Origin of the sequence: Schlesneria paludicola DSM 18645 (assembly GCF_000255655.1) — a bacterium.
Lineage (GTDB): Bacteria > Planctomycetota > Planctomycetia > Planctomycetales > Planctomycetaceae > Schlesneria > Schlesneria paludicola.
The window spans coordinates 1,368,762-1,394,736 of the sequence record NZ_JH636435.1; the positions used below are offsets into that span (position 1 = coordinate 1,368,762).

A 25,975-nucleotide genomic window follows, 5' to 3' on the forward strand; every position below is an offset into this window, starting at 1 on the left:
CAATCAAACTCAATCGAGTGAGATGTCTTCCAGCAAATTATCTTGAGGAGAGATGTGAGCCTTCAATTTCGAACGGCGTGGGTCGGAAAATCGGCCCAAGAGTCGATCCGGTGGATCTTCAGGCATGCCGCCTTTGGTCGCGTTCATCGTCGGATCGGGCCATTCCACGGTGACCCAATAGTCGCCCTCTGGAGCACCATCGCCGGTGCGGTACGAGGTTAACTCAAAGAGGCCGTCTTCATTCACAGTTCCTGTCGGTATCACAGGCGATTTCGCACCTGCCTGGGGAGCCATCGGAAACAGGCGGACGATCGCACCCTTGGCAGGGTCACCTTTGACGATGACATATCCCTTGCTGGAGTACGTCGAAAGCCAGTCATTTCCCTGTGGTTTGTCGCTGCAACCCTGCAGGATCAGGGGCACCACCATCAGGAATACAGTCCACCATCGGATCATGCGATCTTCCAAAAATCGACATCGGTCAAACTCCGACCGTTTCACAAGATCCACGTTCAAAATTCACCGACGACGATGCCATCGCTTTTGCCAATCAAGGCGCGAAAGACCCCTTTATCAAGGTTCGCGTTCAAAAACCGAACGGAACCATCCGCCAGCGGCGACTGCATTCCACCAGTATGAAATGAGTATGCCCCACCCCAATCGTTGGAACAATTGATGACGCAAGGGCCGGCACCGTAAGTCGTCCCTTGAGCATTCCAGGCCCGCACTCGATCGTTTTGTGTGGAGGCCCACCACCCATTGAAATGCTTCTGGACGACGACAGGTAAAGTGGAATTCGTGGGACTTTTGGTGACACCGCCTTGCGAGACCAGCAAGGTCGGAAACCCGGCGCGTTCCACCAGCAACACGGTGTTCGAAAGTCCGTCCGTAACATCTTGAAATCGGGCACCTGCACGGGTCTGATCGAGCGTCCCGGAGCCATTCGCGTAGCAGAATGCGCCAAACACCTCGCTCGGCGTGAATGCCGAATCCTGAAAACTACGAGGAATCAGGTAATCCCCCGGAGCCGCCGTGAACGACGGATTGACAACCGCAGACGCAATCGGAGTTTGGATTTCAATAATGCCTTGGATCAACCCGCTTCGAGGCGTCGTCGGACAAACAAAAGCGGGAAGAATTGCGGAGACAACAGCCTGATTCAACGCATCGGAAACGCCGTTCGGCGCGCTCTGATTGAGTAGGTTGAATAGGGGAGCTTGATCCAACTGCGGCAAGAGAGAAATTCCCCAACTCATATCCCAGTGCGTCGGGGTACGCGGCGCGAACGTGATTCCGATGTCAGGAATCGGAAGCATTCCATAGTCGTTGGCGTAATTGTGCATTGCGAGCGCCAACTGCTTGAGATTGTTCTTGCATTGAGTGCGGCGAGCCGCTTCGCGAGCCTGTTGAACGGCAGGTAACAGTAAGGCGATCAAGACAGCGATAATGGCGATCACGACCAGAAGTTCAATGAGTGTGAAGCCACGCATTTTTCTCATAACCGACGGAGTCTCTTCTTAAAGTTTCATAAGGCATTCGCCGCGAATGACGACGAATGAAAAGCGAGCGTTGTCTTGCGAGTCGAGGAAGCCGAAAAACGTTGGGATCCTGTGTTCAGCTCGCGTGCGATCGGTGTATCTTTGAGGATTCTTTTCATAATTCTTCGTCACAGGCGAGGTACGAGATTCGATCCGCCACGAATCCGCGGATTCGTGACGGGCGCTTCAGGAGTCGAGCACACAGGGCACACGCTCTTGATCGGCCGAGCTTTGACTCGCAAATTTGATGGTAGATTTCCTGACAAGCAGACCGCCATTTTGATCATGGCTTTGCTCCCGCTCACAAGGAAAGAGAATGAATCCCACGCGGAATTCTCTGCCCCCGTGGTCCTCACGCGCATGATGCCGGGATGACCAAGAACGAACCGATAAGCAAAGGCTGTGCCGCTCTTTGCGACCATGCTAAGCGACGCCAATTGGATCGGCTGCGGGTGCGGAATCGGGAATGATTAGCAGCGGTTGCTTCATGGATTGGTGGAGACCCCAACCAATTGCCGGTTCTCAGAGAACTTGAACGGTTGGTGATTTTTTCATCACGATGGTGAATCTGTCACCTGCCGATGCGATGTCTGGATTCCTCGTCACCATTCACAGGCCGCGAACTGGCTCGATTTCACCCAGTAAAGGGAAGAATGACTCTCGTCGATGCTCTGTGGATTTCGATTGAACTGGGAACTTTTGCCTTTCTCCCTCGCTTCGGCCTGTGAACGGGTACGGATTCCTCTCCGAAGTCAACTCGATCGTTCGACGAACACCCTTGATGAGCAATCGACGGCTGAAAACCCAGAATTCTTGACTTTTTTGGGTCGTCTTTAAAAAGACAAGCGAAATGCACGCAACCTTTCGCTTCAAGGGCAGATCATTCTCGTGCCCAGTGCGACAAACGCACGTCGAACAACACAGTCGAAACAATCTTTCAAGTAATTAGGAGTGACGAATCATGGCCGCTGACATTCTGCTGGAAGTCGAAGGAATCACGGGCGAATCGAAGATCAAGGGCAAGGAAGGCTGGATCGACGTTCTGAGCATCTCCTGGGGTGCCGCAAACGCGTCCTCAGTCCACTTCGGTGGGGGGGCAGGCACCGCCAAGGGTGACACCCACGATCTGTCGATCGTCAAACGCATCGACAACGCCAGCCCTGAGTTCTTCTTGAAGACGATGAATGGAACGCACTTCGAAAAAGCGACGCTCATCCTTCGCCTGTCCAGCGGCGGTGATCCGATCGAATACTACAAGATGGAAATGGAAGGCGTGTTTGTCACGAGCTGGAACCCTTCCTGCGGCGGTGATCAGCACGGGATGGAAAGCGTTTCTCTGTCCTTCCGAAAAGTCACCGTGACCTACACGGGTCAAAAAGACGACGGAACCAAGGGCGGCGAAGTCCCCGTCAACTGGAACATCGTCACGGGCGCCTCGGACTGATCAACGTTCACGCACCACAAAGCACTTCGCGAGTTCTTCAATGGGCTTGCGAAGTGCTTTTGTTTTTGCCGCGTCGTGTGCCTCTACACGTGCGACTATCAGGGCACCGAACACCATGCCTTAAACCATGATGACGATGGTTTGAGGCGTGGTGTTCGGTTACTTCCATCGCTTCGGCGATTCGACTGTGGACAACAATCAGCCGGTTCGCCGATCGTAACACGCCCCCCCAACGCCATTCATTTCAATTCCGTATTTTGGACGAATTCGACTCGCGAGCTTGTCACAATTGCGAGACGCAATTAAAGTCATTGCGTCTTTATCCTCGATAAGAGTCTTGCTCCGTACAATCGCTACGCCAACAACCGCCGAAGAAGGTCGAGCCGGCGGTATCTCGAAATACGGATACCCATCGGCCATCACCAATCCCGCCGCAGTCATGTACGGCCGGCTCAGAATCCACGGAGCGACGGATGTCGAAAGTAAAACCCGTTGCCCGGAAGATTCTGGCGAACATCGAAACGGTTGTCGTCGGAAAACGACAGGAGATTCTGCTCGCATTGGCGGCATACCTGTGCGAGGGGCACGTTCTGCTGGAGGATGTGCCGGGTGTTGCGAAAACCATGTTTGCCCGCGCCCTGGCCGTGAGTGTCGGCGGTTCTTTTAAGCGAATCCAATGCACGCCCGATTTGCTGCCATCGGATGTGACCGGGGCCTCGATCTTCAACCCGAAGACCACCGATTTTGAATTTCGCGCCGGTCCCGTGTTCGCGCAGATCGTCCTGGCAGATGAAATCAATCGCACAACACCGAGAACGCAGGCATCATTGCTGGAAGCGATGGCGGAGCGTTCCGTGACCGTGGACGGCACCACGCATCGACTGGAATCCCCCTTTTTCGTGATCGCGACGCAAAACCCCATCGATCACGAAGGTACGTTTCCACTTCCTGAAGCACAGCTTGACCGTTTTTTCTTGCGTCTTTCACTCGGATATCCCAGTCAAGACGAAGAGTCCCGAATGCTCGAACTCTTGCGCCGCGAACATCCGATCGAGCGACTGACGCCCGTCGTCTCTCCGGCCGAAGTCCTGGCCTGCCAGGCGGCCGTCCATGAGATTCATGTTGCCCCGCGCGTGCGTGACTATATCGTCGAAATCGTTCGAGCGACCCGGGACCACAACGACGTGGCGTTGGGTGGCAGTCCTCGAGCTTCGATAGCGCTCTTTCGCGGTGCACAAGCCTGTGCCGCAATTCGAGGAAACGAATTCGTCTTGCCAGACGATGTCAAAAGAATGGCGCTGCCCGTGTTAACCCATCGGCTCATTCTTCGTCCGGAAAGCCGTTTAAGAAAGATCACTCCGGTGCAGGTCGTTCAGGAAATTCTCGACGAGATCTCTGTCCCGACTATGCCCGACCGAGTCGAGGAGGAATGTTGATGCGGTGGCTGCTGGGGGCCATCACTTTGCTCGCGATCGGCATCACGTTTCAACTGGGCCTTCTGGTCTACGCGATGTACGTGCTGCTCGGTGTCATGCTCGTCAGCCGGCTTCTCGCCCATGACTGGATTGAGAACGTCGAAGTCACGCGGGAATGCAGCCGAGTCTCGGCCGAAATCGGCGATAAAGTCGCCGTGATCGTACACTTTCGAAATCGTGGCCGGTTACCGATTCCCTGGCTGCTGGTCGAGGATTCTGTCCCATCGGCAGCGCTCCTTCAAAAACCGCCACGCATCGCGTTGAGCGGTCGGCGGACTGCGATTTTTCAACTGGGAAGTCGAGGCACTCATGCGTTGCGTTACCAAGTCACATTCAAAGGTCGTGGCTATTTTCAGCTCGGACCTACGCTGTTCGAAAGTGGCGATCTCTTTGGACTTCACCGCAGGTTTCGGGTGGCAACCCATCCCAACTATGTACTTGTCTTCCCAAGAATCGTTCCCATCCCCGGCTATGATCTGGCCTCACGTCGACCCGTCGGAGAGATCCGCCTGACGCATCGTCTGTTTGAAGACCCTTCGCGAATTGCGGGAGTGCGAGAATACCGCCGGGGAGATGCTCTGAACCGAATTGATTGGAAGTCCACCGCTCGCACCGGTGTACTACATTCTAAAGTCTTTGAACCATCCTGCGTGGCGGGTGTGACGGTACTGCTCGATTTTCACGAGTCCAGTTATCCCCCTGTAGGCGAACCCTATCGATCGGACTTGGCGGTCACAACGGCCTTATCGCTGGCAAATGCCGTCTATGAACTTGGCCAACAGACCGGACTAGTGACGAATGGACGTGACGCGGCAGATCGAATTCGAACGGAAGGCATGCGAAACGAATTTCGAACTCGTTCCCTGGCCATGAAGGCCGTCAAATTGAATGAGGCGAACGACCGACTTCGTCCAGTCATCGTCGAGACACGACGGGGAGAATCCACCTTGTATCGAATTCGGGAATCACTGGCCCGCCTGGAACTCACGACGGGTTTGACCTTGGCCGAGTTGGTTCAAGAGTCATCGAGTCATTTTCCCCGCGATGCCACGATTGCCGCCGTTCTGGCGGGGATTTCCATGGAAACAGCCGTCGTGCTCGGTTCACTCAGGCAACAAGGCTGGGCAGTCTCTGCCGTGTTAATCATGCCGGACGAAATCAGCGACCGGCCGGCGATTGGTCAATTGATCGCCAATCATATCCCCGTGCGAACGATCACCAGCGAAGCGGATATTGCCAATCTCAGTTCCGAACCGTGGATGCGATAGACTATGGCGAAAACGGCGCGACGAGTCATGACATTGGCCGACTATCTGGTGATCGCCATCAGTCCGGCACTTATCATGTCGCTCATCGGCAGCCTGGCCTTCTTCCTGTTGGAAATCAGTTATTCCGGACGGTATCGCGAACGGATGCTGTGGGTTCTCGGCTGGTTCGTGTTCGGATCGGTTTTGATCGCCCGGATCGCCATTCAAGAAGGACGTCAACACGCCGCACTATTCGGCATCGGACTGGCCGCCGTGACAGGGCTGTTTGCGGCAACGTATGCCGACCAGATTCTGATCGCCTTCATCCTTCTTGGCGTCATCTGGTGGTGTGCCGGAAAGTTGACCTGGGACTGCACTCTGATCGACGACAGCCAGGATGCGTCCGGGGAAGGATTATTGCAGATCGCTCAACTTTCGGAACGTCCGCAGGATCTCACCGAAACGGATCACCAGACGCCTCTGGACGCCTCGCAAGCACGCCCGCATACACCCGGATTGTGGGTCGTTTACTTCTCGTTGACCGCTCTGCCTTTGTTCGGAGTCGGCCAGTTATTTATTCCCCTTCAGGACTCGGCACGGCGAGCCTACGGGTTTCAACTTTTGACGGTCTACGTCACATCAGCCTTGGGGCTGCTACTCGCCACCAGCTTTCTAGGATTGCGTCGATATCTCAGGCAGCGCAATTTGCACATGCCGCCCACAATGGCCGCCAACTGGTTGATGGGCGGCAGTCTGCTGGCTGGCATCATCCTGCTGATTGCGATGCTGATTCCCAGACCCCAAGGGGAATATACGCTGACGGCTTTGATCGACCGAATGGATGAAAAGCTTCAACAAGCCTCCCGCTTCGCGCTAATGGGGAATGACAAGGGAAAAAGCCCGGGACGTCCCATTGGGAAAGTTGATCCCAACGGGAGGCAAGCCAGAACCGATAAGCCCCCATCGTCAGATCCGTCGATTCAGAAGCAGCCGAACGAATCAGACCCGTCACCGACAGCCAACGGAGATTCGCGGTCTCCATCTCAACAGGGCGAAACGCAATCCTCGCGCGGGCCTTCGAGCAAAGATGATTCGCAGTCAACCTCATCAAAATCCTCACCCTCAAACCAATCGACGTCTGGAAACGGCAAACAGAATTCTGGTGAAAGGCCCCAAGACGCAAGTGGGCCAAAGAATCAACCAGGGCCGGAGCCGACTGCAGGCATGCAGAAGCCCACAGAACAGTCCGTGACACGGCCTTCGTCACAACCGTCCCAGCCACCCGTCGCAGGACACAGGCCTCTCCTCGCGATGATCGCGTCATTCTTCAAATGGATGGTCTATGGAGCGTTGTTCCTGCTGGCGGCCTTCTTAGTCATCGTTTACCGCGAACGGATTCTGGCAACCTTGGCACGACTATGGGACGCTTTAATGTCCCTCTTCCAGTGGCAATCAACTCACAATTCAGCACCATCGATTGACGAGCCTCCAAAACGGCCGAAGCGTCTATTCTCGTCCTTCACCAACCCCTTCGTATCGGGAGCCCATTTGCAGATGTCCCCAGTGGCCATCGTGGTCTATTCCTTCGATGCCTTGACGGCATGGGCCGACCAACGGAATCTCGGCCGAGCCGAGGAACAGACTCCTCTCGAATTCGCCGAGGTGCTGTCTCTACGCTTTCCCGATTTGGCGGAAAGTGTAATGCCGACTGCAAAGCTTTACGCGGGAATCGCCTACGGCAACCAAAGCCCCAGTCGAGAAACGATAACCGTGCTGCAACACCTTTGGACCAGCCTGGATCGCAATCCAGAGGCCTCCGTCTCAACAAATCGCAGAGCCAAACGCAAGTAGCAGCTCGCGGAAGAATCGTAACCGTTTACAGGCCGGGGACTGGCTCATTTTCCCGCGACAAAAGGATGGATTTCTCTGGTAATTGCACTGCGGATTCCAATGAATCGGGAAAATGTGCCTGTCCCCCTCTCTTCGGGCTGTGGACGGCTACGGAAGAATCTGATGTCGTTGACGTCAACGATGTGTTTCGCTTCGATCAAAACTTGGACGATGCACGAATCATTGGCATATCCACTTTCGACGTGAAGTGATACTGCGGCAATACGAGGATCCCCCAATAGAACCATCGCAAACTTGCGTCACATTCACGGACTACGGATTCGGATCGACTTCGCATTTTGGCAGCGCGCGTCGAAAGTCGGCTCGTCCCTCTTTCGTGGTTTGGGCCATATTCAAATACAGATACCGAAGACTGGAGATCGACGTGAGTTGCTCAAGTCCAGAGTCTCCGATTTGGGTGCCGCGAACGCCCACAGTCACGAGGTTCGGCAATACCCCTAAGTGTGCCAACCCCGCATTCGAAATTGCCGTCCCACCCAGGTCGAGATATTCGAGTTTCCGCAGCAATTCGAGACTCTTCAGCCCTTGATCCGTAATGCGTGTCCCGTAGAGATCGAGCAAACTAAGACTGTGCAGCGATGAGATCGTTTTTAACCCTTCGTCGCTGACCGCCGTTTGTGCAAGTTGAAGCCGTGAGAGCTTCTTCAACCTCAATAAATGCCGAAGTCCCGCATCTGTGATCTTTGTCGATGACAAAGCAAGTGATTCCAAACGGTCCATCGACTCCAACTCTTTCAGCCCATCATCGGTGACTTGTGAGAGGACGACATTGATTGAGCGAAGGGATTTCAGTCCTGCCATCAGTTTCAGTTCGGCATCTCCGAACCGCGAATCACCGATTTTCGAATTGTAAAAGTCCAGATGCTCCAAATGATTAAGAGACGCCAATACGGGGAAAACCTCGCCTGGAATTTTGCAATCGATGAATTGGACTCCGTTCACACGAAAAAAGACGGGCAGAGGTAGCGCGTACGGGAAAACCCTTCGTGGAACTCGAAATTGAAGCTTGCCGCCAGCGGCTTGGATTTTTCGAACAAGCGGCTGCTCAATTTGATACTCGCGGATGTTTTGCAGCCAATGATACGCAAAGAACGCCAGAATGAGTGCGATGGCAATCGCGATCCGTCCCCAACAATACCGCCCCCATCGAAATACCACGGATTGCTGGCGAGATGAATAGCCCATTGCGTCCCAATTGGTTTCAACGATGTTGTAATTCCGGCGAATGAAATTCTTGCGTAAAGAAATTCCAGCCGAAATGTCTCAAGTCGTCAACCTCATCGAAACGCCGCGTTTGATCGAATTGCGTTGGTACATCAAGCGGGCCAATTTTTGCTCACCGCCAGATCACACCACTGCATTAAACTTTATGAAACATTGCGATCGCCAAATCGAATTCGCTGAGCTCGTTTTCGATTGTGCCGGATCACCATTTCGGAAATTCATACGGTCATCGTGAATCACTCTCAGGAATCGACGAGCCTGCATTCTGGTCATCCTCACTTGTCAACGTACTTCAGCGAAGGCCGATCAAAGGCAACAGCCGAAGCAAGCGGATGCACTTTTCCGAGCAAGTGGTCTCGCAAGATTTGTGCCGCCAACACGCTGAACGTAATTCCGTTTCCCCCATAGCAAAGTGCGAACAGAAGCCCCGGTCGTTCATCGTGGGTGCCAATGAACGGCAAGCCGTCGTCCGTTTCAGCAAATGTACCTGCCCAAGAGTGATCGATGAGAAACGGAATTCGTGGAAACATTTGGCGAACCCGCTTTTCAATCGAGGCGACGCGGGTTGACAGTAAGCTGTCGCGCAGTGCCTCGTTTTGGAATGCAAGATCTTCGCCACCCGCCAGCAAGCGATGATCCGGAGTCGTTCGTAAATACAGATAGGGTCGTGCAGATTCCCAAATGAGACATTCTTCCGGCCAACCCGGAAAATGACTTAACGGTTCACTAATAAAGGCGAACGTGCTTTGCAGCTTGGCAACCTTCGTCGGAAGAAACGTCTGACTTTCGTAACCACATGCGATAATTCCATACCGTCCTGTCGCGGATCCCCGCTCCGTCACAAACGTAACGTCATTCTCTCCAATTCGAAAATCACAGACGCCACTCCGGTCAAAGACTTGACTCCCTCGATCGATCACTCGTCGTAACAGCGCATGCGTCATTCGATACGGATCAAGCTGTGCAGTACTGCGGGACCACAGGGCCGCTGGAGCCGGAAAATCGAATCGGGACTCCACAACATCCGCATCCCAAAACTCAACCGGAAGTCCCTCCGCCTGGCGGATGTCACACTCCACACGCAATTTCGCGACGTCGGCTTCCGAAGAGGCTAAGTAGCACGAAGGTCGCTCACGGAACCCCACGTCGAAATCCAGTTCGTCGCTAATCGATTTGAGATAGCGGCAGGCATCGACCCCGGACCGATAGAGATCGTTCGCGACGGGGCCGCACCACCGCTGAAGATCTTGCAACAAGGTGTCGATTTCGTACTGAAGAAGTGCGGTACTCGCGCAGGTACTTCCACACCCGACATCGCGCGAATCCAGCATGACAACTGACAGGCCGTGCTGAGTTAATTGATCTGCAATCAAGCCACCCGTGATTCCCGCACCGACAACAACGACGTCCGCGGTGACGGCGTTTTCCAGCGTGGGATAACTTTGAATCAGTCCATTGTTCAAAAACCAGAATGGCCGCTCGGAATGAAGTTTCATGAATTCAACGCACTTTGCGGGTTGAGATTAAACAGAAGTTTTCGTCGTATTAATGGTCTGCTGAAATAACGGGAACTGGCTCTGGCTCGCTTAAATACAAGTGTTCTGACATCGTCAAAGCGAAGATGACTGCCCCCCTTACTTCGTCAGGCTGTTAACGAATTGGAAATAGTTTCGGCTCGCGAGACCAGTTGCGATGCTGGCTGATCGCATTCACAAACAGGTCGGCGACTCGTCCGGCCGTGCGATCTTCGCCGGTCGCGATCGCATCGTCATGATCCGTAATCCCCTTGCTAACCCGGGTTGTCATCAGGAATTCAACGGCGTTTCCGGTGGCTGCGATCGCTTTGCAATGTCGATACGCTTCCTCCACGAACTCGATAGCACGCGGATCGCTCTCAAGGATGGTGTTACTCTCAGTTCCCCCCGCCACATAGACGGCGTCGAATAGTACCGAACACACCGTGGGCAGACTGAAGTCGACCGCGATTTCCGTTTTCTCATCCCCCATAACCATCCCGGCGTGAGGTGCAATCACCTTGGGGTCGCCCCCCGCGGCGATCAGGGCACGTTTGACAACAAGGAAGCTTTTCTCGTCGAAGCCAGGCGTCACCAGCATGGCAATTCGAGCCGTTTTCATTCCAGGCTTCGCCGAGAGCACGATACTGAGGGGCGGCGATTGGGGGGCCTCGCCGACGAACTTCTTCGGTTGCAACGCTTTTGCGTCTGTGTCGGCTCCCACATTCGCATTCAAGTATCCGTCGATCTTTTTGGGAACATGCATTCCCAATCCAGTCGCCACATCGTCAGCCAGCCCACCGTCGATTTGTGACAGCAGGTACAGCATGCGTTCGCGGACGGCCAACGTGTCGCACTTTCCCAATTCAAAACGAAGTGCGTTCATGATGTGGGTTTGTTCGATGGGCGACTGGCTCTGAAAGAACATCGCCGCTTGACTGAAGTGATCCGTGAAACTGCGACTGCGAGCTCGAACCTTCGCAGCGTCGATCCGTTCCATCATCGACACAAATCCGCCTTCAGAACTCTTGGCCTGGTGAGGATCATTTCCCCCAAGTGAATTCGGATCGTAGGCCGTCTTACCTCGATTGATCATTTGACGCATGAACCCGTCACGCTGATTATTGTGCACGGGATTGATTGGGCGATTGATCGGAATCTCATGGAAATTCGGACCACCCAGGCGAATCAATTGCGTGTCCGTATACGAGAACAATCGTCCTTGCAGCAAGGGATCGTTTGTGAAGTCAATTCCCGGAACGATGTTGCCGGTATGAAACGCAACCTGCTCCACTTCCGCGAAAAAGTTGTCCGGATTGCGATCCAGCACAAGGCGTCCAAACGATGTGATCGGGACGAGTTCTTCAGGGACCAGCTTTGTTGGATCAAGCAGGTCAAAATCGAACTTGTGTTCATCTTTCTCGGGAATCAATTGCACGCCGACGTCCCATTCGGCCGCATTGCCACTCGCAATCGACTCCCACAGATCGCGACGGTGAAAATCCGGATCTGCACCCGAGATCCGAACCGCTTCATCCCACAATACAGACTTCATGCCCAGTACAGGCTTGAGATGCCATTTGATGAAGTACGATTCATTGTTGGCGTTAATAAATCGAAATGTGTGAACCCCGAAGCCTTCCATCATGCGAAGGCTTCTCGGAAGAGCACGATCGGACATCACCCACATGATCATGTGCGCCGCTTCTGGCGTGTGTGAGATGAAGTCCCAAAAGGTATCGTGAGCGCTCGCTGCTTGCGGAATCTCATTGTGCGGCTCAGGTTTGACCGCGTGAATCAGATCAGGGAATTTCATCGCGTCCTGAATAAAGAACACCGGCATGTTGTTCCCAACAAGATCGAAATTCCCCTCGTCGGTATAAAATTTCACAGCAAACCCACGCACGTCACGGGCGAGATCCGATGAACCGCGCGATCCAGCAACGGTTGAAAAACGGACGAAGACCGGCGTTCGGTGGCCAGCCTCCTGTAGAAACGACGCGCGCGAATACTTGGCCATCGATTGCGTCAATTCAAAGTATCCGTGCGCTCCACTGCCTCGCGCATGAACCACGCGCTCGGGAATCCGCTCGTGGTCGAAGTGCGTAATTTTTTCACGTAACAAAAAATCTTCGAGTAGCGTCGGTCCTCGATCCCCCGCCTTTAGCGAATTGTGATCGTCGTTGATCCGCACGCCTTGATTGCTCGTCAAGAACTCTCCGGCTCCATCAACCGTATGCTGATCGAGATCGATGGCCTTGGCATTAGGTGACGAATTTGCTGATGGATGTGTCGAACGTTTCTTCGCCATGGAGATTTTTTCCTACAACTGCGAACGTATAATTAGGATCGCCATCACCGCATCATGCTGGATTCGGCATTGTCGAATGCACGAGACGACAAGTTGAGAGAACACCCCTGAAGTGGGGAAATGCTGTCGAATCAGGACGATCCAATGCCGCTCCTCAGTCACCAGGCACCTCGAAATGCCGCGACAGGTGACCAAAAATGCCGTTAGGTCGTCGCAATGACCATCGCCCAGAGCACCTGAAGCGAAGAGGCAACAGCCACCGGCGATCACGCGCAATACGATCGTAGTACTGCGACGACCACGTGCTGATGATGAGTTCCATCCAAGAAACAATAGCGCAATGGATTGAAAACTGAGAAGGACGGGAACTCGCAATCGTGATCGCGAGCCCCCGACCTCACCTCAGTTCCAGCTTTGAAGTTTTGTCCCTCAAGACGCAGCCAGCGCCACGTCGTCAAGGCGCAAAACCTATTCCACTATTTGTCGCACGGACCGCAGTCTTTGTTCTTGCCGTAGGCCCACCCGCGTCGAATGGCCGCTTGCCGGCGTTCCCATTCCGTTGAGTCGCCAAAGTCTTTGCGCAACGCCGCTTCGGTCTTGTCGTCCCACTCACTGTTGAAGTGTCGACTTGCCGCATACCCATAGCGGTACGCTGGCTCATCGTCGTCGTTGTAGGCGTCGAGCTTGCCATCGTTGGAATGTGGCGTTTTTGCATTGCCAGGCGGAATCGGTTTCGATCCCGCGGCTTGAGAAATCGTATCGCCGACTTGCTGATTCAAATTCGGCTCATTTCCGCCGAAATCGTGCTTGGTCTGTTTCCAATCACGGCGAAACGCTGCTTGGACTTTCGACCAGGCGGAATCGTCTTCATCGGTGTACCAGGAGGGACGAGTATATTGTGTGGTTGCCATTGGAACTGATCCTTTGTGATGGGAATTCGGATTGAAGTCACCCAGACGCAACTCCGACAGAGTGGTGCCTGCTGATTCACAAGCCGTTGCAGAAGGCGTACCAATTCCCATACGTCTTATTTCCAGCGGAATGCGGCGAGTCTGTTGCTCAAGATGGGCCCTAATGGCCAATCGGTCTCACCGTCCCTGATCGATTGCAATCCACGCCGAAAGCCAAGCGCGCAATCCGTTCCCGATTGCACATGTCCCAAACCCTCACCTGGTTGTACTCGGCGTCGCCTGCAGACCTCACGCCCGATTCGAATCGTCGACCCGAGAGGTCCGCAATCACCGATCAATATGCCTAAGTTTTAGGGGTAACCGTTCACCGGCCGGGGATTGGCTCATTTTCCCGCGGTCAAGCGAAGGTCACGATAGTCGATGCAAAATTGCGTGAATCGCATCCCTTCATCTCGGTGACGGCATCCAAACGAAGACTCGGGAACAATTCATGCTCACAGGCCAAACGTTTATCAGAACTTCTGTTCGCCTCGTTTCCAGCCTCAAAGTCTGTAGGCCAGAACTCTACCAATCCGTTGCCGCGTCCTGAGAGGATTTGCCAATGTCGACCGATACACGTCCCAAGTCACCGATGAAACCACAAGTGCAACCCAAGCCAGGCCTCGACTCAGAGATGAGTCCACAACCCCAGTATCAAGCTCGCGGGTACAAAGGTGCGGAGAAGTTGCTCGATCGAGTCGCGCTGATTTCCGGCGGCGATTCTGGCATCGGCCGCGCGGTCGCCGTCCTTTACGCTCGCGAAGGTGCCGATGTCGCAATTATCTATCTCCCTGCCGAACAATCGGACACAGAGACAACAAAGTCAGCCGTTGAAGCAGAAGGCCGTCGGGCACTTCTCATCCCCGGCGATGTCACGCACAGCGTGTTTTGCAAGCAGGCCGTTGAAGCGACGATTCGGCATTTCGGAAAGCTCGACATCCTTGTGAATAACGCAGCGTATCAACAAACACATGCATCACCCGAAGCCATTACCGATGAAGAGTGGGAAAAGACATTCCGCACAAACATCTTCGGTTATTTCTACCTCGTTCGTGCGGCGTTGCCTCACCTGAAATCGGGAAGCTCAATCATTAATACAGGGTCAATTACCGGCCTCGAAGGCAGCAAGGACCTGATTGACTATGCCTCCACGAAAGGCGCAATCCATGCCTTCACGAAATCACTGGCACAGAATCTCGCCGATCGTCACATCCGGGTGAACTGCGTCGCGCCCGGTCCCATTTGGACACCACTGCAACCCGTTTCCAAACCGGCGGAAAAGGTCGCTAAACATGGACAGGATACACCGATGGGGCGCCCAGGCCAGCCCGATGAGGTGTCGCCAGCGTATGTGTTCTTCGCGTCAGAAGTCGACTCAAGCTACATCAGCGGCGAGGTCCTGACGATTCTCGGAGGCGAAACGAAAGCAGGATGATCCCCATCCGCTTTCCACCATTCTGTCCCGACCGAAATCGAAGCAACTGCAAAATTCTCATGGCAATTTCACTCGAGCGGATGAGGTCGAATATGAAAGCTCTCTGTTGGCACAAGGTTGGCGACGTTCGAGTCGACACGGTTCCCGATCCCAAGATCCAGGATCCTCGCGATGCAATTATCAAAATTACCGCAAGCGGTATCTGCGGTTCAGACTTGCACCTTCTCAATGGGTACGTCCCCACGATGGCGAGCGGCGATATTCTCGGTCACGAACCGATGGGTGAAGTGGTCGAAGTGGGAAGTGCCATTCGCAATTTGAAAATCGGAGACCGCGTCGTCGTACCGTTTACCATCTCGTGCGGAAGCTGCTTCTTTTGTCAAAAACAGCTTTATTCCTGCTGTGACAACTCGAATCCGAATGCGGATCAAGCGAAAGTCGCAATGGGCCATGCCCCCGCAGGGTTATTCGGCTTTTCGCATCTCTTTGGCGGCTTCTCGGGCGGACAGGCAGAATTTCTTCGCGTCCCCTATGCGGATATCGGCCCGTTGAAAATCGAATCGGGACTTCCCGACGAAAAGGTTTTATTCCTGTCCGATATCTTTCCCACGGGTTACATGGCAGCCGAGAACTGCGGGATCGAAGCCGGTGACACGGTCGCCGTCTGGAGTTGCGGACCTGTCGCGCAGTTCGCCATTCAAAGTTGCTGGATGATGGGTGCTGAAAGGGTCATCGCAATCGATCGCGTTGCGGAACGTCTCGAACTTGCTCGAACGTACGGAAAAGCGGAAGTCATCAATTTTGAGAAGGAAAACGTCGCCGTTCGCTTGGATGAGATGACAAAAGGACGCGGTCCAGATCGATGCATTGATGCTGTAGGCTGCGAAGCGCACGCCGCCGGAATGACCGGTGCCGCATATGATGCACTCAAATCGTCGGTCAGCATGTCAACAGACCGAGGCTATGTCCTTCAGCAGGCGATTATGAGCTGTCGAAAAGGAGGAACCATCTCCGTTCCCGGTGCCTATGCAGGCTACCCCGATAAGCTTCCTTTCGGAGCCTTCATGAACAAGGGCCTGACAATGAAATCGGGCCAAACGCACATGCAAAAATATATGAAACCGCTTTTGAAGAAGATCGAAGACGGCTTGATCGATCCGTCAGCGATCATCACGCATCGCGTGAAGCTCGCCGATGCCCCCGAAGCGTATAAGACATTCCGAGACAAAAAAGAGGGCTGCATCAAAGTTGTGCTAACACCATAAGCAGAGCGGATCAGATGGGTTCGGCCGCATGGCGGAGAGTTTCTGATGCCAGCCATTAATCCCGACTTGCATGGGAATGCGCCTGATAAGTGTGGCCTGGCACTGCTCCTCATTGATGTGATTAACGACTTCGATTTCCCAGAAGGAGAGCAACTGCTGTCGCAGGCACAGGGTATCGCACCAGCGATCGCGAGACTGGCTCAAAAGGCTCGGTCAATCGGAGTTCCTGTCCATTACGTGAACGATAACTTCGGTCGATGGCGTTCTGATCTCCGGGCGCAAATCGCGCATTGCCTGCACGACGAAGGACGAGGGGAAAATTTCGTTCGGCAGCTTCGTCCTGAGGAAGGCGATTACTTCGTGTTGAAGCCGAAACACTCTGGCTTCTTCTCGACGACTTTAGAGACACTGCTCAGATATCATGGTGCCGAAAGATTGATCGTCACGGGAATCGCAACGAACATCCGCGTGCTCTTCACACCCAATGACGCCTACATGCGAGATTTTTCGCTCATCGTGCCTTCTGATTGCGTTGCATCGAACACCACAGAATTGAATCGATTTGCGTTGGACGAAATGCGTACGATTCTCAAGGCCGATCTTCGCCGTTCAGACGCAATCGAACTGCGGCAGAAGACATGACAGATCTTCCCCCGATGGCCGATGGCCATGTTGCAGATCATTGTTGAGCTGAAAAAAACAGACGTCACTGACGACATTCAACAGCCTATTGAAGTAACGGGGGACTGGCTCTGACGAGTTCAAAAAGCCATGACATCATGAATGGCATGTGCCAGTCCTCCTGACTTCAACAGGCCGCCAAATCGAACGAGATCGATCAACGAACGAACATCGCAAATGCGGCCAGCCTTCGATCGATTGTGATCTCGTCATGCGACTCCTGCGGCCACGCATGAACCGGCTTTGGACAGCGCCATAACGATCGGGATCGAACGGCTTCGATACAAAAATTCCGCAATACCGGGTTGCGAGAATCCCGATCCCAGACAGATCACTTTCTCGCAAGGAGCTGATGGATCAAGGCCTTCAGTTCTGAGACATGCCGCCCCTTAACAGAATGTCCATCGAAGCCATTCGTGAGACAGAACTCCACGTCTCGATCCGCGCCGTAGCCTGTCATGGCAATGATGGCAGGTTGGGACGTCAGGTCCATTTGCCTAATGGCCGCGCAAGCTTGAATGCCATTCATCCTGGGCAGGTTCAGATCAAGCAGGACAACGTCGGGCTGATACCTCTCAACCGATGTCAATGCATCGACACCATTGTGGACCACCGACGTCTCGAATCCATCCTCTCGTAAAAGTACCGCCAACGTCGAAGTGATGTCAGGATTGTCATCAACGACAAGGACTCGGGGATTGACAGTGGAGGCGCGATATCCAGGAGATGCGGCTTGCTTCATGCTTCATTCAATCCATTTGGCGAAATTTGAGTCCGGCAACGCCACCGCGATGGCAGGCCCCACGAACTCCGGCTTGTCGATGTCATCATGATACGAAACGCGTCAAGACCGTCGATTCGTATCTGAGGAAGTTGAAAGGGATCGGCTGTAAACTCATGAACCTCCATGACCTCTGCAACCGCGTACCATTCTCCCTTGATGAACTCCGCACTTATTATGACAGACTTAGCGCTTGAAGCCAAAGTGTCCTGCGTCACGCGAGCGGACTTTCATCCTAGAACGACCACACATCGCGTGAACGTTTGAGCTGACATCGCAGGATTCGGCAACATGAACGACGACATATCGATTCTCTGCTCCGGGTCTTGATGGAACTCGACGGATGAAATCGTTCGCGAACGTGCCGAGGATTGAGGTCGTAAAGGCCGCTCACAAGCGTCGTGATCATTGACCGCCCCAAGTTCCTGACCCGTTGACTCAAGCGAAGTGGAGCGTGATGAATTACGAAATGTGCCGGATGGCAAAGTTTTGATGTCAAACCAGCTCTCACGATCAGAAGCAGCTTCACGATCAAGACGCGTGGCGTCTCAATCTGATGATGGATTTCATGCGCATGCCGAACACGAAAGAATATCCTTCGTCCGTTCGCACCTTTAGCAGCAGGTGAAGCAGCAAGGGGGCCGCTCGGCATTTGCAATATCACGAGCTTTCACATCCAAGTGAAACCAGCCACCGTTCCTTCTGCAGACGGTGAAGATGGCATCTCAACCTCGAAGAAGCGAGGTCCTGCGAATCGCGCAACGCGACACGAGTGGTATTCAACGTATGAATTTGTCATAAGAGCGCTATTCTCTGATTGAGAGTCCTCTCAAATCATGATCGAGCGATCCTCTTCTGAAATAGCGGAACTGCTGTGACGACCACTCCTGATACCGCAGACTCGATCGATTTTCCGCTTGTGGCAGGTGGTTTTGACGAACTGCTCACGAGAAGGATCACGAATTCTGAAACACAGTTTGCAATCCGACTGACACGAGTCGTCGTTCTCGTCGCCGTGACGTGGATCCCACTCCTGTTGTTGTCGTTGGCTTCGGGCCACGCCGTCAGTGGGCGCGTCGACGTTCCCTTGCTGCATGACCCGGCGTTATACGGTCGGTTCCTGTTTGTGCTGCCGGTCTTGGAACTGGCGGAGGTCGTCGTCGCTCTCAGCCTGATTGTTCAAGTGCGGCATTTCATTCAATCGGCCATCATTCCTGAACAGGAAAGAACGCGGTTCATCGCTGCCGTCAACGAAGTGATCAGGATCCGTGTCTCAATCTATGCCGAGCTTGCAATCGCCGCGCTGGCATGGGGAATCTCAATCACCATGAGACTGATCATCATGCGGGGAGAAGCCTCGAGCTGGGAACATCTCGACAGTTCGATCACTCCCGCAGGATGGTGGTACGCCCTCGTCAGCCTGCCGGTTCTCTTGTTCTTCCTCATTCGCTGGTTGTTCATTTTCTCGCTGTGGGCGCTATTCTTGTTCCGTGTCTCGCGACTGGACCTGCGCTTGACTCCGACTCACCCAGATCACGCGGGAGGTCTGGGCTTTCTTGGTTGGGGACTCGCAAGTTTCGCGTCCGTTCTCATGGCGGTGTCGGCCGTGATTTCGGCCGGGTTTGCCTACGAAATCCTGCACGGCCATGAATCGCTTGACCGCTTGAAGTACCACGTCATCGTGTTTGTGATTCTGGCAATCATCGTGATCCATATGCCTCTTCTGGCTTTCGCCGGTGGCCTATCGCGTTTGCGATTTCGTGGACTTCTGAACTACAGCCGGCTGGTTTTACGCCACGATCGTGCATTCGATGAGAAGTGGATTGAAAATCCCCAGCCCGCAACCAAGGCGAGCGAGCCCTTGCTTGGCTCTTCGGATGTTCAATCGCTCGCGGACATCGCCACTGCGTACAACCACGTCGATGATATGTGGTTGATCCCGTTCGACTTGAAGGGATTTGCAGTACTGGTGGTGTCTGCCCTGCTTCCGATGGTTCCGCTGATTGCCACCGTGATCCCGTTGAATGAAATCCTGCCAAAGTTGCTCGAACTGCTGCTGTAACATGTCGGATTGCCGAGGCCTTGACACCTCTTCATTCAATCATCGGAGCCTTTCTTATGCGCCACATCAGACGCCAACTGCATGGTCCGCTAGGTGATCCGGTACACCCGCCCACGGCAGCGTCCCTCATGACGCGCCAGCCCAGGGCATACTGGATGGTGCTCGTGCTCAGTCTTATGGCCTCAGGAGGCCCGTCCTTAGTCGTCGCGGATGACGCGTCTGCCGTGATTCCCTTCAAACAGGCCCATGCACACAACGACTACTTGCACGCTCGTCCGCTGCAAGACGCGCTCGACCAAGGATTCGGCAGTGTCGAAGCCGACATCTTCCTGAAGGGCGATCAACTGTTGATCGGTCACGAAGAAAAAGACCTGCTGCCAGGACGCACCTTGGAGTCGCTTTACCTCGATCCACTCCGCGAACGAATTCGATCGCGCAAAGGTTGGGTCTATGGTCCAGGCTTCCATTTCTCACTCTTGATCGACGTCAAAACAGACGCCGACGAGACATACACGGTGCTGGACCGAACTCTCACCCGCTACGCCGACATCCTTTCTGTAACGCAAAACCGCCGCTTCGAACGAAAGGCGGTGACGATCGTCCTCAGCGGAAACCGCGCCCGCGACCTCATCACGAAGCAACCCATACGCTATGTCGGCATCGACGGCCGTCCCGAAGATCTCGATTTGCAGTTCGCCGCCGAGTTGATGCCGTGGATCAGCGCCCGCTGGGGCGCACTCTTCACCTGGAAGGGCGAAGGACCATTGCCAGCCGACGAACGAGCGAAACTGGTCGATCTGGTCACACGCGCTCATGAACGCGGCCAACAGGTCCGCTTCTGGGCCACCCCCGAAAACGAACTCGCGTGGAAAGAACTGCTGTCGGCCAAAGTCGATCTCATTAACACCGACAACTTAGTTGGCTTACGCAAGTTCCTGATCTCGCAATCACTCGATTCGCCCACACCGTGATGAGTGATCTCCAACGCCGTCACAATTTTGGAAAGCGCAGACGTATTAGCAGGCGGATTGTGCCCCCAAAACACCTTTACGGACGAACAATTCGAAGATTGAGCAGCGGAGCGTTCGCGACAGGTCCGAAGATTTGTCGCCATTGAGGGGTACCGGCGGGTTGAAGCATCGCCGACGGAATCGCAAACTCAATACGAAATGGACCTGTACCACCAGGCTTCGGTGCTCCCGGCAATGTGACAAAGACACGTTCTCCGCCTTTTAAAGTCAAAGGAATATGTGTCGGCGCCGACTTCCACTGTTCAACCTCTTCTGAACTTGCCCAGCGGTGCACTTCGACATACGACGACGGAAGCGGTCCCATAAATGATTCGTAAATGATTTGCATCGAGCCACTTTGAATCGGGGTTGAAAAACAAGACCGAAACACTGTTTCTGGTGATTACTGACTATTCAAGAGCATGTTGCGAGTGACCACGTTTCCCATTCCATCAAGCGGCTCGGTGCCCTTCACGGGGAACGATTCTTTGCCGTACACAGGCAATTTTCGGTTATAAGCCTCTTGCTCAACGCCAGTCATGAAATCTTTGAACTTTGCAAAGTCCTTCAGTTGCTCTTTGGGAAACCGACGTCCTCGATCGACGGGAACGCTTCCGCCCGACAACGGCAATCTCCCGAAGTAAACCCAAGACATCAGTTCTTCATCAGTCGCTTTTTTGACGACAACGACGACGGCAGGAGTCGCCTTGAATTTGCCCCCTTTGACCGCAGCAGACTTTGGACCGGCTCGCGTTGGCCGAGTTGACGACGAGGCGGATGCTTTCGCCGAACTCTGATGTTCAAATGAATTGCCGGCCGAAGTCGGCGCAACTTTCGAGTGATTTTTAAGGTCTTCCATCAAAGGCAATTGGATGACTTGCCCAACCTTGATGACATCTGCATTAACGATTCGGTTGTAACGCGCAAGCGCTCGATACAAATGAGCGTCGTCATATTCATGTTTTGCGATTGACGCCAATGTTTCGCCAGCCTTAACCGAGTGCGACTTTGTTTTCATAGCGAACCTCGTTGCACAAACCGTTTGTTGGAATTCACATGCCATTTCCCGTAAGCGGCCTACATCGAAACACCACTAACGCTAGTGATAATGAGAACACTACCACTTCGAACTCAAAATGTGAACTCGTCACGCATCCGATGTTGCCGGATGAATTCGTGGCCTCCGTCCGCAACGCGACGCTCAAGTTGCTCATCCAGGATCGCTCGCGAAAGTCGCGAAGGGTTTAACCTTGTCGCATCTTGCAAGAGCCCCAATGTCACACCGAATCCATCGCGAGGTGCGCGAGTGCTTCAAAGCTGGAAGGTCAGCAACAGCAGCACCCTCGCCTCGCTATTCGCGCACGACAGAAGATGCCCCTGGTTTCGCCTTTCTTGCTTCTGCAGGGTGACGCCCTAAGGACCTCATTCAATCTGAGGTTGAAAGGCTCGGTCGGATTGCGATTTGGCGAAATGCCGACCATGATCCGTCAATCTTCGGCGTCCATCGGGCACTGCCTGAGTCGAAGCTTCGTTCTGGCAGTCTGTTGAAACAACGAGGACGACTCCATGCAGATCCAACAATGCCTGACGTTGTGAACCGCAAGTTGCCCGCCCATTGATTTCAACAGACTGCGAGCCTGGAAAATCAACACCTTCTGAACAGGGATTTGCATGCGACACGCCTTGATCCTTCTCCTGATCTGGACGATTGCCGGACCGAACACCCTCTGGGGCGACACGCCTCCGACGATCACTCGGAAGACCATCAAAGTTCCGATGCGGGATGGCGTTCTTCTGGCCACGGACGTCTATTCCCTGCCCGACACTCCGCGCGGTCCCGTGCTGCTGATGCGCTCACCCTACAACAAACTCGGTGGAAAATCGGCAGCCGAACGATTCGCCGCCGCGGGATACATTGCCGTCGTACAGGATTGCCGTGGACGACATGAATCCGAAGGGACCTTCGTCCCCTACAACAACGAAGGGCAGGATGGATTTGACACAATCGAATGGCTAACGCAACAGACCTGGTGCAACGGCCAGATCGGAATGTGGGGCAGTTCGTATGTCGGAGCCACGCAATGGCAGGCCGCGGTCGAACATCCGCCCGGCCTGGTCACGATCACCCCCACCGCGACCTTCAGCAGCTTCTATCGCAATCTGTATCTGGGCGGCGCGGTGCGATTGTCATTGATCACCGGCTGGGCCTCGTCACAGTCCGTCCGGCCTGCTAATGCCGAATTGACCAAGGACTGGAATCACACCATTCGTTTCCTCCCGCTGAGCAACATCGATCGCGAGATCGGCTGGCCCATCCCCTGGCTGGAAGGCATGCTGACACACACGACACCAAATGGCTATTGGAAGCGGCTCGACATGACGGACGAAATCACCGATCTGAAAATGCCCATCCAGCATGTCGTCGGAGTCTATGACTTTTTCTCTCGCGAATCGGTCAACAATTTCGTCCGCATGCAGAAGCAGGCGAAAGATCCAGAAACGCGACGAACTCAGCAGTTGATTCTCGGCCCTTGGGATCACGGCACCATTGGAAAATCGAAAGTCGGTGAGATCGATTTCGGTCCACGCGCAGAACTTGATGCGTTGGGAGAAAACCTGGCATGGTTTGATCGAGTCCTCAAGCCAAATTCCGCGGCCGCATCCAAGCCGATTCCCGCCGTTCGTTATTTCTCGATGGGAGACAACGCCTGGCACGAAGCCGCCACATGGCCACCGCATTCCACCGATCCCACTCGCTTTTACCTCCACTCCGAAGGCCGCGCGAACACCAGCCAGGGCAATGGCCGCTTGGATCGACACCCTCCTCAGGCCGACGAACCCGCCGACGCGTTCCGGGCCGATCCAGACAACCCAGTGCCCGCCTGTCCCGTCACGTCGTCCCGCGATCTCTTTGCCGCCACGTGGGCACCGGTCGATCAACGGACCATCGAAGAACGAAACGATGTGCTGGTCTATTCGACCGAGCCTCTCAAAGAACCCCTCACATTTGCCGGTGACGCCCAACTGGAACTGTTCGTTTCGGCCGACACCCCGGATGCGGATTGGGTTGCAAAATTGATTGACGTGCATCCCAACGGTTTCTCGCAAAATCTGGCCGTCGGCATTCTGCGAGGCCGTTTCCGCGACTCAGAGCAATCCCCGACGCTCTTGCAACCGGATCAAGTTTATCGATTGCTCATCGACCTGGGCCCGATCGCCGCACAACTTCAACCGGGACATCGCCTGCGCATCGATATTTGCGGCAGCTACTTTCCCTTGTTCGACCGCAATCCCAACACTGGCGAGGGACCATTTGGAAAGAAGACGACGATCTCAACCGAAAAAGTCTATCATGGCTTGAAAACAGGCTCGCGACTTTTGCTGCCTTGTCTGCCTTGAACTCGACTGGCATTCCTGTCGAATCGTTTTGAAGTTGCGTTCTTCGAGAAACACTGCTCTCACGAGGACGCTGCGTGAACGATTTCCGTCTCTCTTAACACCACAGCGTGGTGGAGTGAACAAGCCCAGGGGTGCGATCAGTACGATCGTTCCCCTGGGAATGACGCCGCAAAGTTTTGCTCTGTCATGGCAAACGGACGGTCCAAATTGGGCAAACGATGCATTCCTTCCGCCGTGACGAGTAGTAGATCGTGTGGAGCGTCACCCGATCCAACTGAACCGCGACAAAGCTCCACAATCCTGCATGAAGAACAGGCAGCCGCGGCCGAAAATGCCCAGCGAAACAGCGTCTCCACTCGGGTCCCTGAACCGTGACTTTTGACGCTTGAAACACGTCCTTCACATCAGGAACCTGGGTCGGCGAGTTGTTCATAGATGACCGAGAAACTTGCGAGCGTATTTGGACCGAAGGTGGTACTGATGGCCACATCGACCGCATCGCGGCCCCGCGCAATCAACACCCGTCCCATCCGCGCATCATTGTTGCGCGGATCAAATGTGTACCACCGACCGCCAAGAAACACCTCGATCCATCCCGCAAAATCCATGGGAGCCGGGTTGTACGGACGGCCAATATCACCCACATACCCCGTGCAATACCGCGCGGGAATGTTCAGGCAACGACAGAGTGCCACCGCCAGATGTGCATAGTCGCGACAAACGCCGACCCGCTCGTTGTAGGCTTCGACAGCCGTGCGCGTGGCTCGAGCCTTCGTGTAATCGAAGCGAATATGGTTGTGGACGAAATCACACACCGCTTGCACGCGAGACCACCCCAGTGGCGTGCCGCCAAACAAGCTCCATGCCGTCTGCATTAACAAATCGGTCTCACAATACCGACTGGCGAGCAAATAGACCAAAGTCTCTTCAGGCAACTCCCAGACCGGATGCTGACGCGCCTCCAAGGCAACGGCATCAACCGTTCCATTGCAACGAACAACGGCCGACGTACTGATCTTCGTGCGACCGGCAGGCGCCTCAAGCCGACTGCACCAATTCCCAAATCCATCGCGATAACACTGAATGTCGACTGACGGACTGACGACGAGTTGGTCCGGCTTGACGATCTCATACGCATGACTGAAATGAATGTTCAGCATCAGCAACATCGGCGTCGGTTGCGGGCAATCAAAAACCAGTTCGTATCCAACCTTAATCTGAATGACGGTCTCGCTTTCCAGAATCATGCTTAAGTTCGATCAGCCACTTCTCCGCACACATCGGCAGACTCCACGATGATCACTGTTCACAGGCCGTTAAAGGGCTCCGTTTCCCTCCGCAAAACCGCGCCCCTGCGCGCAACAAACTCTGTGACCGAATACAATCTGCCATGCGTCCCGCGACCAGTCGACGCACAACTCATACCGCAATCGCATTTCATTACCGTTCCTCTCCGTGTCTCTGCGTCTCCGTGTCCCCCCTCCAGTGCGTTCCCATCGGACGCGCAGCGTGCAAGTGGCCCCAAACTCAATCGATGATGACGCAACCCCCATCTCGGCGAATGCTGAACGCCAAACAACCAACCCGCGCGGACAACATGCACATTCGTAGACATCACATCTCGTCGGACTCAGGATATTCCTGAGCACGCCAGTTCAGACAACTCGGATTTGCTGACGTCGCCTTCCGCAGAAACTGCCTGACAAGTCACTAAAATTCAGGCATGGA

General features: G+C 54.3%; 20 protein-coding genes. 10 read left to right on the forward strand and 10 right to left on the reverse strand.

Features of this window, described 5'->3' with window-relative positions:
• Positions 1-9 precede the first annotated feature (9 nt).
• Both OSO_RS44760 and OSO_RS0123175 read right to left on the reverse strand, forming a co-directional pair.
• Complete coding sequence (locus tag OSO_RS44760) at positions 10-456, reverse strand: hypothetical protein (protein WP_040593080.1); 447 nt, start codon at positions 454-456, stop codon at positions 10-12.
• A 56-nt stretch (positions 457-512) separates the two neighbouring features.
• Positions 513-1,499 (reverse strand): DUF1559 family PulG-like putative transporter, encoded by a 987-nt coding sequence (locus OSO_RS0123175; protein ID WP_010585480.1) that lies wholly within the window; start codon positions 1,497-1,499, stop codon positions 513-515.
• 1,000 nt (positions 1,500-2,499) lie between these two features.
• Here OSO_RS0123175 and OSO_RS0123200 point away from each other — a divergent pair.
• The 4 genes from OSO_RS0123200 (at position 2,500) to OSO_RS49495 (ending at position 7,555) form a co-directional block, all read left to right on the forward strand.
• On the forward strand, positions 2,500-2,982 hold the full coding sequence (locus OSO_RS0123200; protein ID WP_010585482.1) for an Hcp family type VI secretion system effector: 483 nt from the start codon (positions 2,500-2,502) through the stop codon (positions 2,980-2,982).
• 473 nt (positions 2,983-3,455) lie between these two features.
• On the forward strand, positions 3,456-4,418 hold the full coding sequence (locus OSO_RS0123215) for an AAA family ATPase (RefSeq protein ID WP_010585484.1): 963 nt from the start codon (positions 3,456-3,458) through the stop codon (positions 4,416-4,418).
• The gene (locus OSO_RS50930) at positions 4,418-5,725 is read left to right on the forward strand and encodes a DUF58 domain-containing protein (protein ID WP_010585485.1); all 1,308 of its coding nucleotides are present in this window, start codon (positions 4,418-4,420) and stop codon (positions 5,723-5,725) included. Before OSO_RS0123215 ends, OSO_RS50930 begins: the two co-directional genes overlap by 1 nt.
• A 3-nt stretch (positions 5,726-5,728) precedes the next feature.
• On the forward strand, positions 5,729-7,555 hold the full coding sequence (locus tag OSO_RS49495; protein WP_010585486.1) for a DUF4129 domain-containing protein: 1,827 nt from the start codon (positions 5,729-5,731) through the stop codon (positions 7,553-7,555).
• Between the two features lie 312 nt (positions 7,556-7,867).
• Here the strand turns inward: OSO_RS49495 and OSO_RS48450 are convergent, their stop codons facing one another.
• From OSO_RS48450 to OSO_RS44770, 4 genes are all read right to left on the reverse strand, one after another.
• Complete coding sequence (locus OSO_RS48450) at positions 7,868-8,800, reverse strand: leucine-rich repeat domain-containing protein (RefSeq protein WP_010585488.1); 933 nt, start codon at positions 8,798-8,800, stop codon at positions 7,868-7,870.
• Between the two features lie 314 nt (positions 8,801-9,114).
• Complete coding sequence (locus OSO_RS0123245; protein WP_010585490.1) at positions 9,115-10,335, reverse strand: NAD(P)/FAD-dependent oxidoreductase; 1,221 nt, start codon at positions 10,333-10,335, stop codon at positions 9,115-9,117.
• A gap of 154 nt (positions 10,336-10,489) precedes the next feature.
• Positions 10,490-12,664 carry a catalase gene (locus OSO_RS0123250; RefSeq protein ID WP_010585491.1) on the reverse strand — a complete coding sequence of 725 codons (2,175 nt, stop codon included), beginning with the start codon at positions 12,662-12,664 and terminating at the stop codon, positions 10,490-10,492.
• Positions 12,665-13,140: 476 nt separating this feature from the next.
• The gene (locus OSO_RS44770) at positions 13,141-13,575 is read right to left on the reverse strand and encodes a hypothetical protein (RefSeq protein ID WP_063710440.1); all 435 of its coding nucleotides are present in this window, start codon (positions 13,573-13,575) and stop codon (positions 13,141-13,143) included.
• A 601-nt stretch (positions 13,576-14,176) separates the two neighbouring features.
• On the opposite strand from OSO_RS44770, the gene OSO_RS0123260 reads away from it, so the two are divergent.
• The 3 genes from OSO_RS0123260 to OSO_RS0123270 all read left to right on the forward strand — a co-directional run bounded on the left by OSO_RS0123260 (position 14,177) and on the right by OSO_RS0123270 (position 16,956).
• A complete protein-coding gene (locus OSO_RS0123260) occupies positions 14,177-15,049 on the forward strand; it encodes an SDR family oxidoreductase (RefSeq protein ID WP_010585493.1) in 873 nt (290 codons plus the stop codon).
• Positions 15,050-15,141: 92 nt separating this feature from the next.
• Positions 15,142-16,314, forward strand: a complete 1,173-nt coding sequence (locus OSO_RS0123265) for a zinc-dependent alcohol dehydrogenase (protein ID WP_010585494.1) — start codon at positions 15,142-15,144, stop codon at positions 16,312-16,314.
• A 45-nt stretch (positions 16,315-16,359) separates the two neighbouring features.
• A complete protein-coding gene (locus OSO_RS0123270; protein WP_010585495.1) occupies positions 16,360-16,956 on the forward strand; it encodes a cysteine hydrolase family protein in 597 nt (198 codons plus the stop codon).
• Positions 16,957-17,326: 370 nt separating this feature from the next.
• On the opposite strand, the gene OSO_RS44775 is transcribed toward OSO_RS0123270, so the two are convergent.
• On the reverse strand, positions 17,327-17,737 hold the full coding sequence (locus tag OSO_RS44775; RefSeq protein WP_010585496.1) for a response regulator: 411 nt from the start codon (positions 17,735-17,737) through the stop codon (positions 17,327-17,329).
• Positions 17,738-18,650: 913 nt separating this feature from the next.
• Here OSO_RS44775 and OSO_RS0123305 point away from each other — a divergent pair.
• Entirely contained in the window at positions 18,651-19,838 is a 1,188-nt protein-coding gene (locus OSO_RS0123305; protein WP_010585497.1) for a hypothetical protein, read from the forward strand.
• 56 nt (positions 19,839-19,894) lie between these two features.
• Entirely contained in the window at positions 19,895-20,809 is a 915-nt protein-coding gene (locus OSO_RS0123310; protein WP_202799968.1) for a phosphatidylinositol-specific phospholipase C/glycerophosphodiester phosphodiesterase family protein, read from the forward strand.
• 76 nt (positions 20,810-20,885) lie between these two features.
• Here the strand turns inward: OSO_RS0123310 and OSO_RS0123315 are convergent, their stop codons facing one another.
• Together OSO_RS0123315 and OSO_RS44780 are read right to left on the reverse strand one after the other, a co-directional pair.
• Entirely contained in the window at positions 20,886-21,197 is a 312-nt protein-coding gene (locus OSO_RS0123315) for a hypothetical protein (RefSeq protein ID WP_010585499.1), read from the reverse strand.
• A 54-nt stretch (positions 21,198-21,251) separates the two neighbouring features.
• On the reverse strand, positions 21,252-21,866 hold the full coding sequence (locus tag OSO_RS44780; RefSeq protein ID WP_010585500.1) for a LysM peptidoglycan-binding domain-containing protein: 615 nt from the start codon (positions 21,864-21,866) through the stop codon (positions 21,252-21,254).
• Positions 21,867-22,519: 653 nt separating this feature from the next.
• Between OSO_RS44780 and OSO_RS0123335 the strand changes: the two genes are divergently transcribed.
• Positions 22,520-24,247, forward strand: coding sequence for a CocE/NonD family hydrolase (locus OSO_RS0123335; RefSeq protein ID WP_010585502.1), 1,728 nt, complete (start codon positions 22,520-22,522; stop codon positions 24,245-24,247).
• Positions 24,248-24,651: 404 nt separating this feature from the next.
• Here the strand turns inward: OSO_RS0123335 and OSO_RS0123345 are convergent, their stop codons facing one another.
• Complete coding sequence (locus OSO_RS0123345; RefSeq protein WP_010585503.1) at positions 24,652-25,494, reverse strand: transglutaminase-like domain-containing protein; 843 nt, start codon at positions 25,492-25,494, stop codon at positions 24,652-24,654.
• Positions 25,495-25,975 lie beyond the last annotated feature (481 nt).

Coding starts and splice junctions, on each gene's coding strand:
- OSO_RS44760 (WP_040593080.1), bottom strand. CDS start 456: ATGATCCGATGGTGGACTGTATTCCTGATGGTGGTGCCCCTGATCCTG.
- OSO_RS0123175 (WP_010585480.1), bottom strand. CDS start 1,499: ATGAGAAAAATGCGTGGCTTCACACTCATTGAACTTCTGGTCGTGATC.
- OSO_RS0123200 (WP_010585482.1), top strand. CDS start 2,500: ATGGCCGCTGACATTCTGCTGGAAGTCGAAGGAATCACGGGCGAATCG.
- OSO_RS0123215 (WP_010585484.1), top strand. CDS start 3,456: ATGTCGAAAGTAAAACCCGTTGCCCGGAAGATTCTGGCGAACATCGAA.
- OSO_RS50930 (WP_010585485.1), top strand. CDS start 4,418: ATGCGGTGGCTGCTGGGGGCCATCACTTTGCTCGCGATCGGCATCACG.
- OSO_RS49495 (WP_010585486.1), top strand. CDS start 5,729: ATGGCGAAAACGGCGCGACGAGTCATGACATTGGCCGACTATCTGGTG.
- OSO_RS48450 (WP_010585488.1), bottom strand. CDS start 8,800: ATGGGCTATTCATCTCGCCAGCAATCCGTGGTATTTCGATGGGGGCGG.
- OSO_RS0123245 (WP_010585490.1), bottom strand. CDS start 10,335: ATGAAACTTCATTCCGAGCGGCCATTCTGGTTTTTGAACAATGGACTG.
- OSO_RS0123250 (WP_010585491.1), bottom strand. CDS start 12,664: ATGGCGAAGAAACGTTCGACACATCCATCAGCAAATTCGTCACCTAAT.
- OSO_RS44770 (WP_063710440.1), bottom strand. CDS start 13,575: ATGGCAACCACACAATATACTCGTCCCTCCTGGTACACCGATGAAGAC.
- OSO_RS0123260 (WP_010585493.1), top strand. CDS start 14,177: ATGTCGACCGATACACGTCCCAAGTCACCGATGAAACCACAAGTGCAA.
- OSO_RS0123265 (WP_010585494.1), top strand. CDS start 15,142: ATGAAAGCTCTCTGTTGGCACAAGGTTGGCGACGTTCGAGTCGACACG.
- OSO_RS0123270 (WP_010585495.1), top strand. CDS start 16,360: ATGCCAGCCATTAATCCCGACTTGCATGGGAATGCGCCTGATAAGTGT.
- OSO_RS44775 (WP_010585496.1), bottom strand. CDS start 17,737: ATGAAGCAAGCCGCATCTCCTGGATATCGCGCCTCCACTGTCAATCCC.
- OSO_RS0123310 (WP_202799968.1), top strand. CDS start 19,895: ATGCGCCACATCAGACGCCAACTGCATGGTCCGCTAGGTGATCCGGTA.
- OSO_RS0123315 (WP_010585499.1), bottom strand. CDS start 21,197: ATGCAAATCATTTACGAATCATTTATGGGACCGCTTCCGTCGTCGTAT.
- OSO_RS44780 (WP_010585500.1), bottom strand. CDS start 21,866: ATGAAAACAAAGTCGCACTCGGTTAAGGCTGGCGAAACATTGGCGTCA.
- OSO_RS0123335 (WP_010585502.1), top strand. CDS start 22,520: ATGCGACACGCCTTGATCCTTCTCCTGATCTGGACGATTGCCGGACCG.
- OSO_RS0123345 (WP_010585503.1), bottom strand. CDS start 25,494: ATGATTCTGGAAAGCGAGACCGTCATTCAGATTAAGGTTGGATACGAA.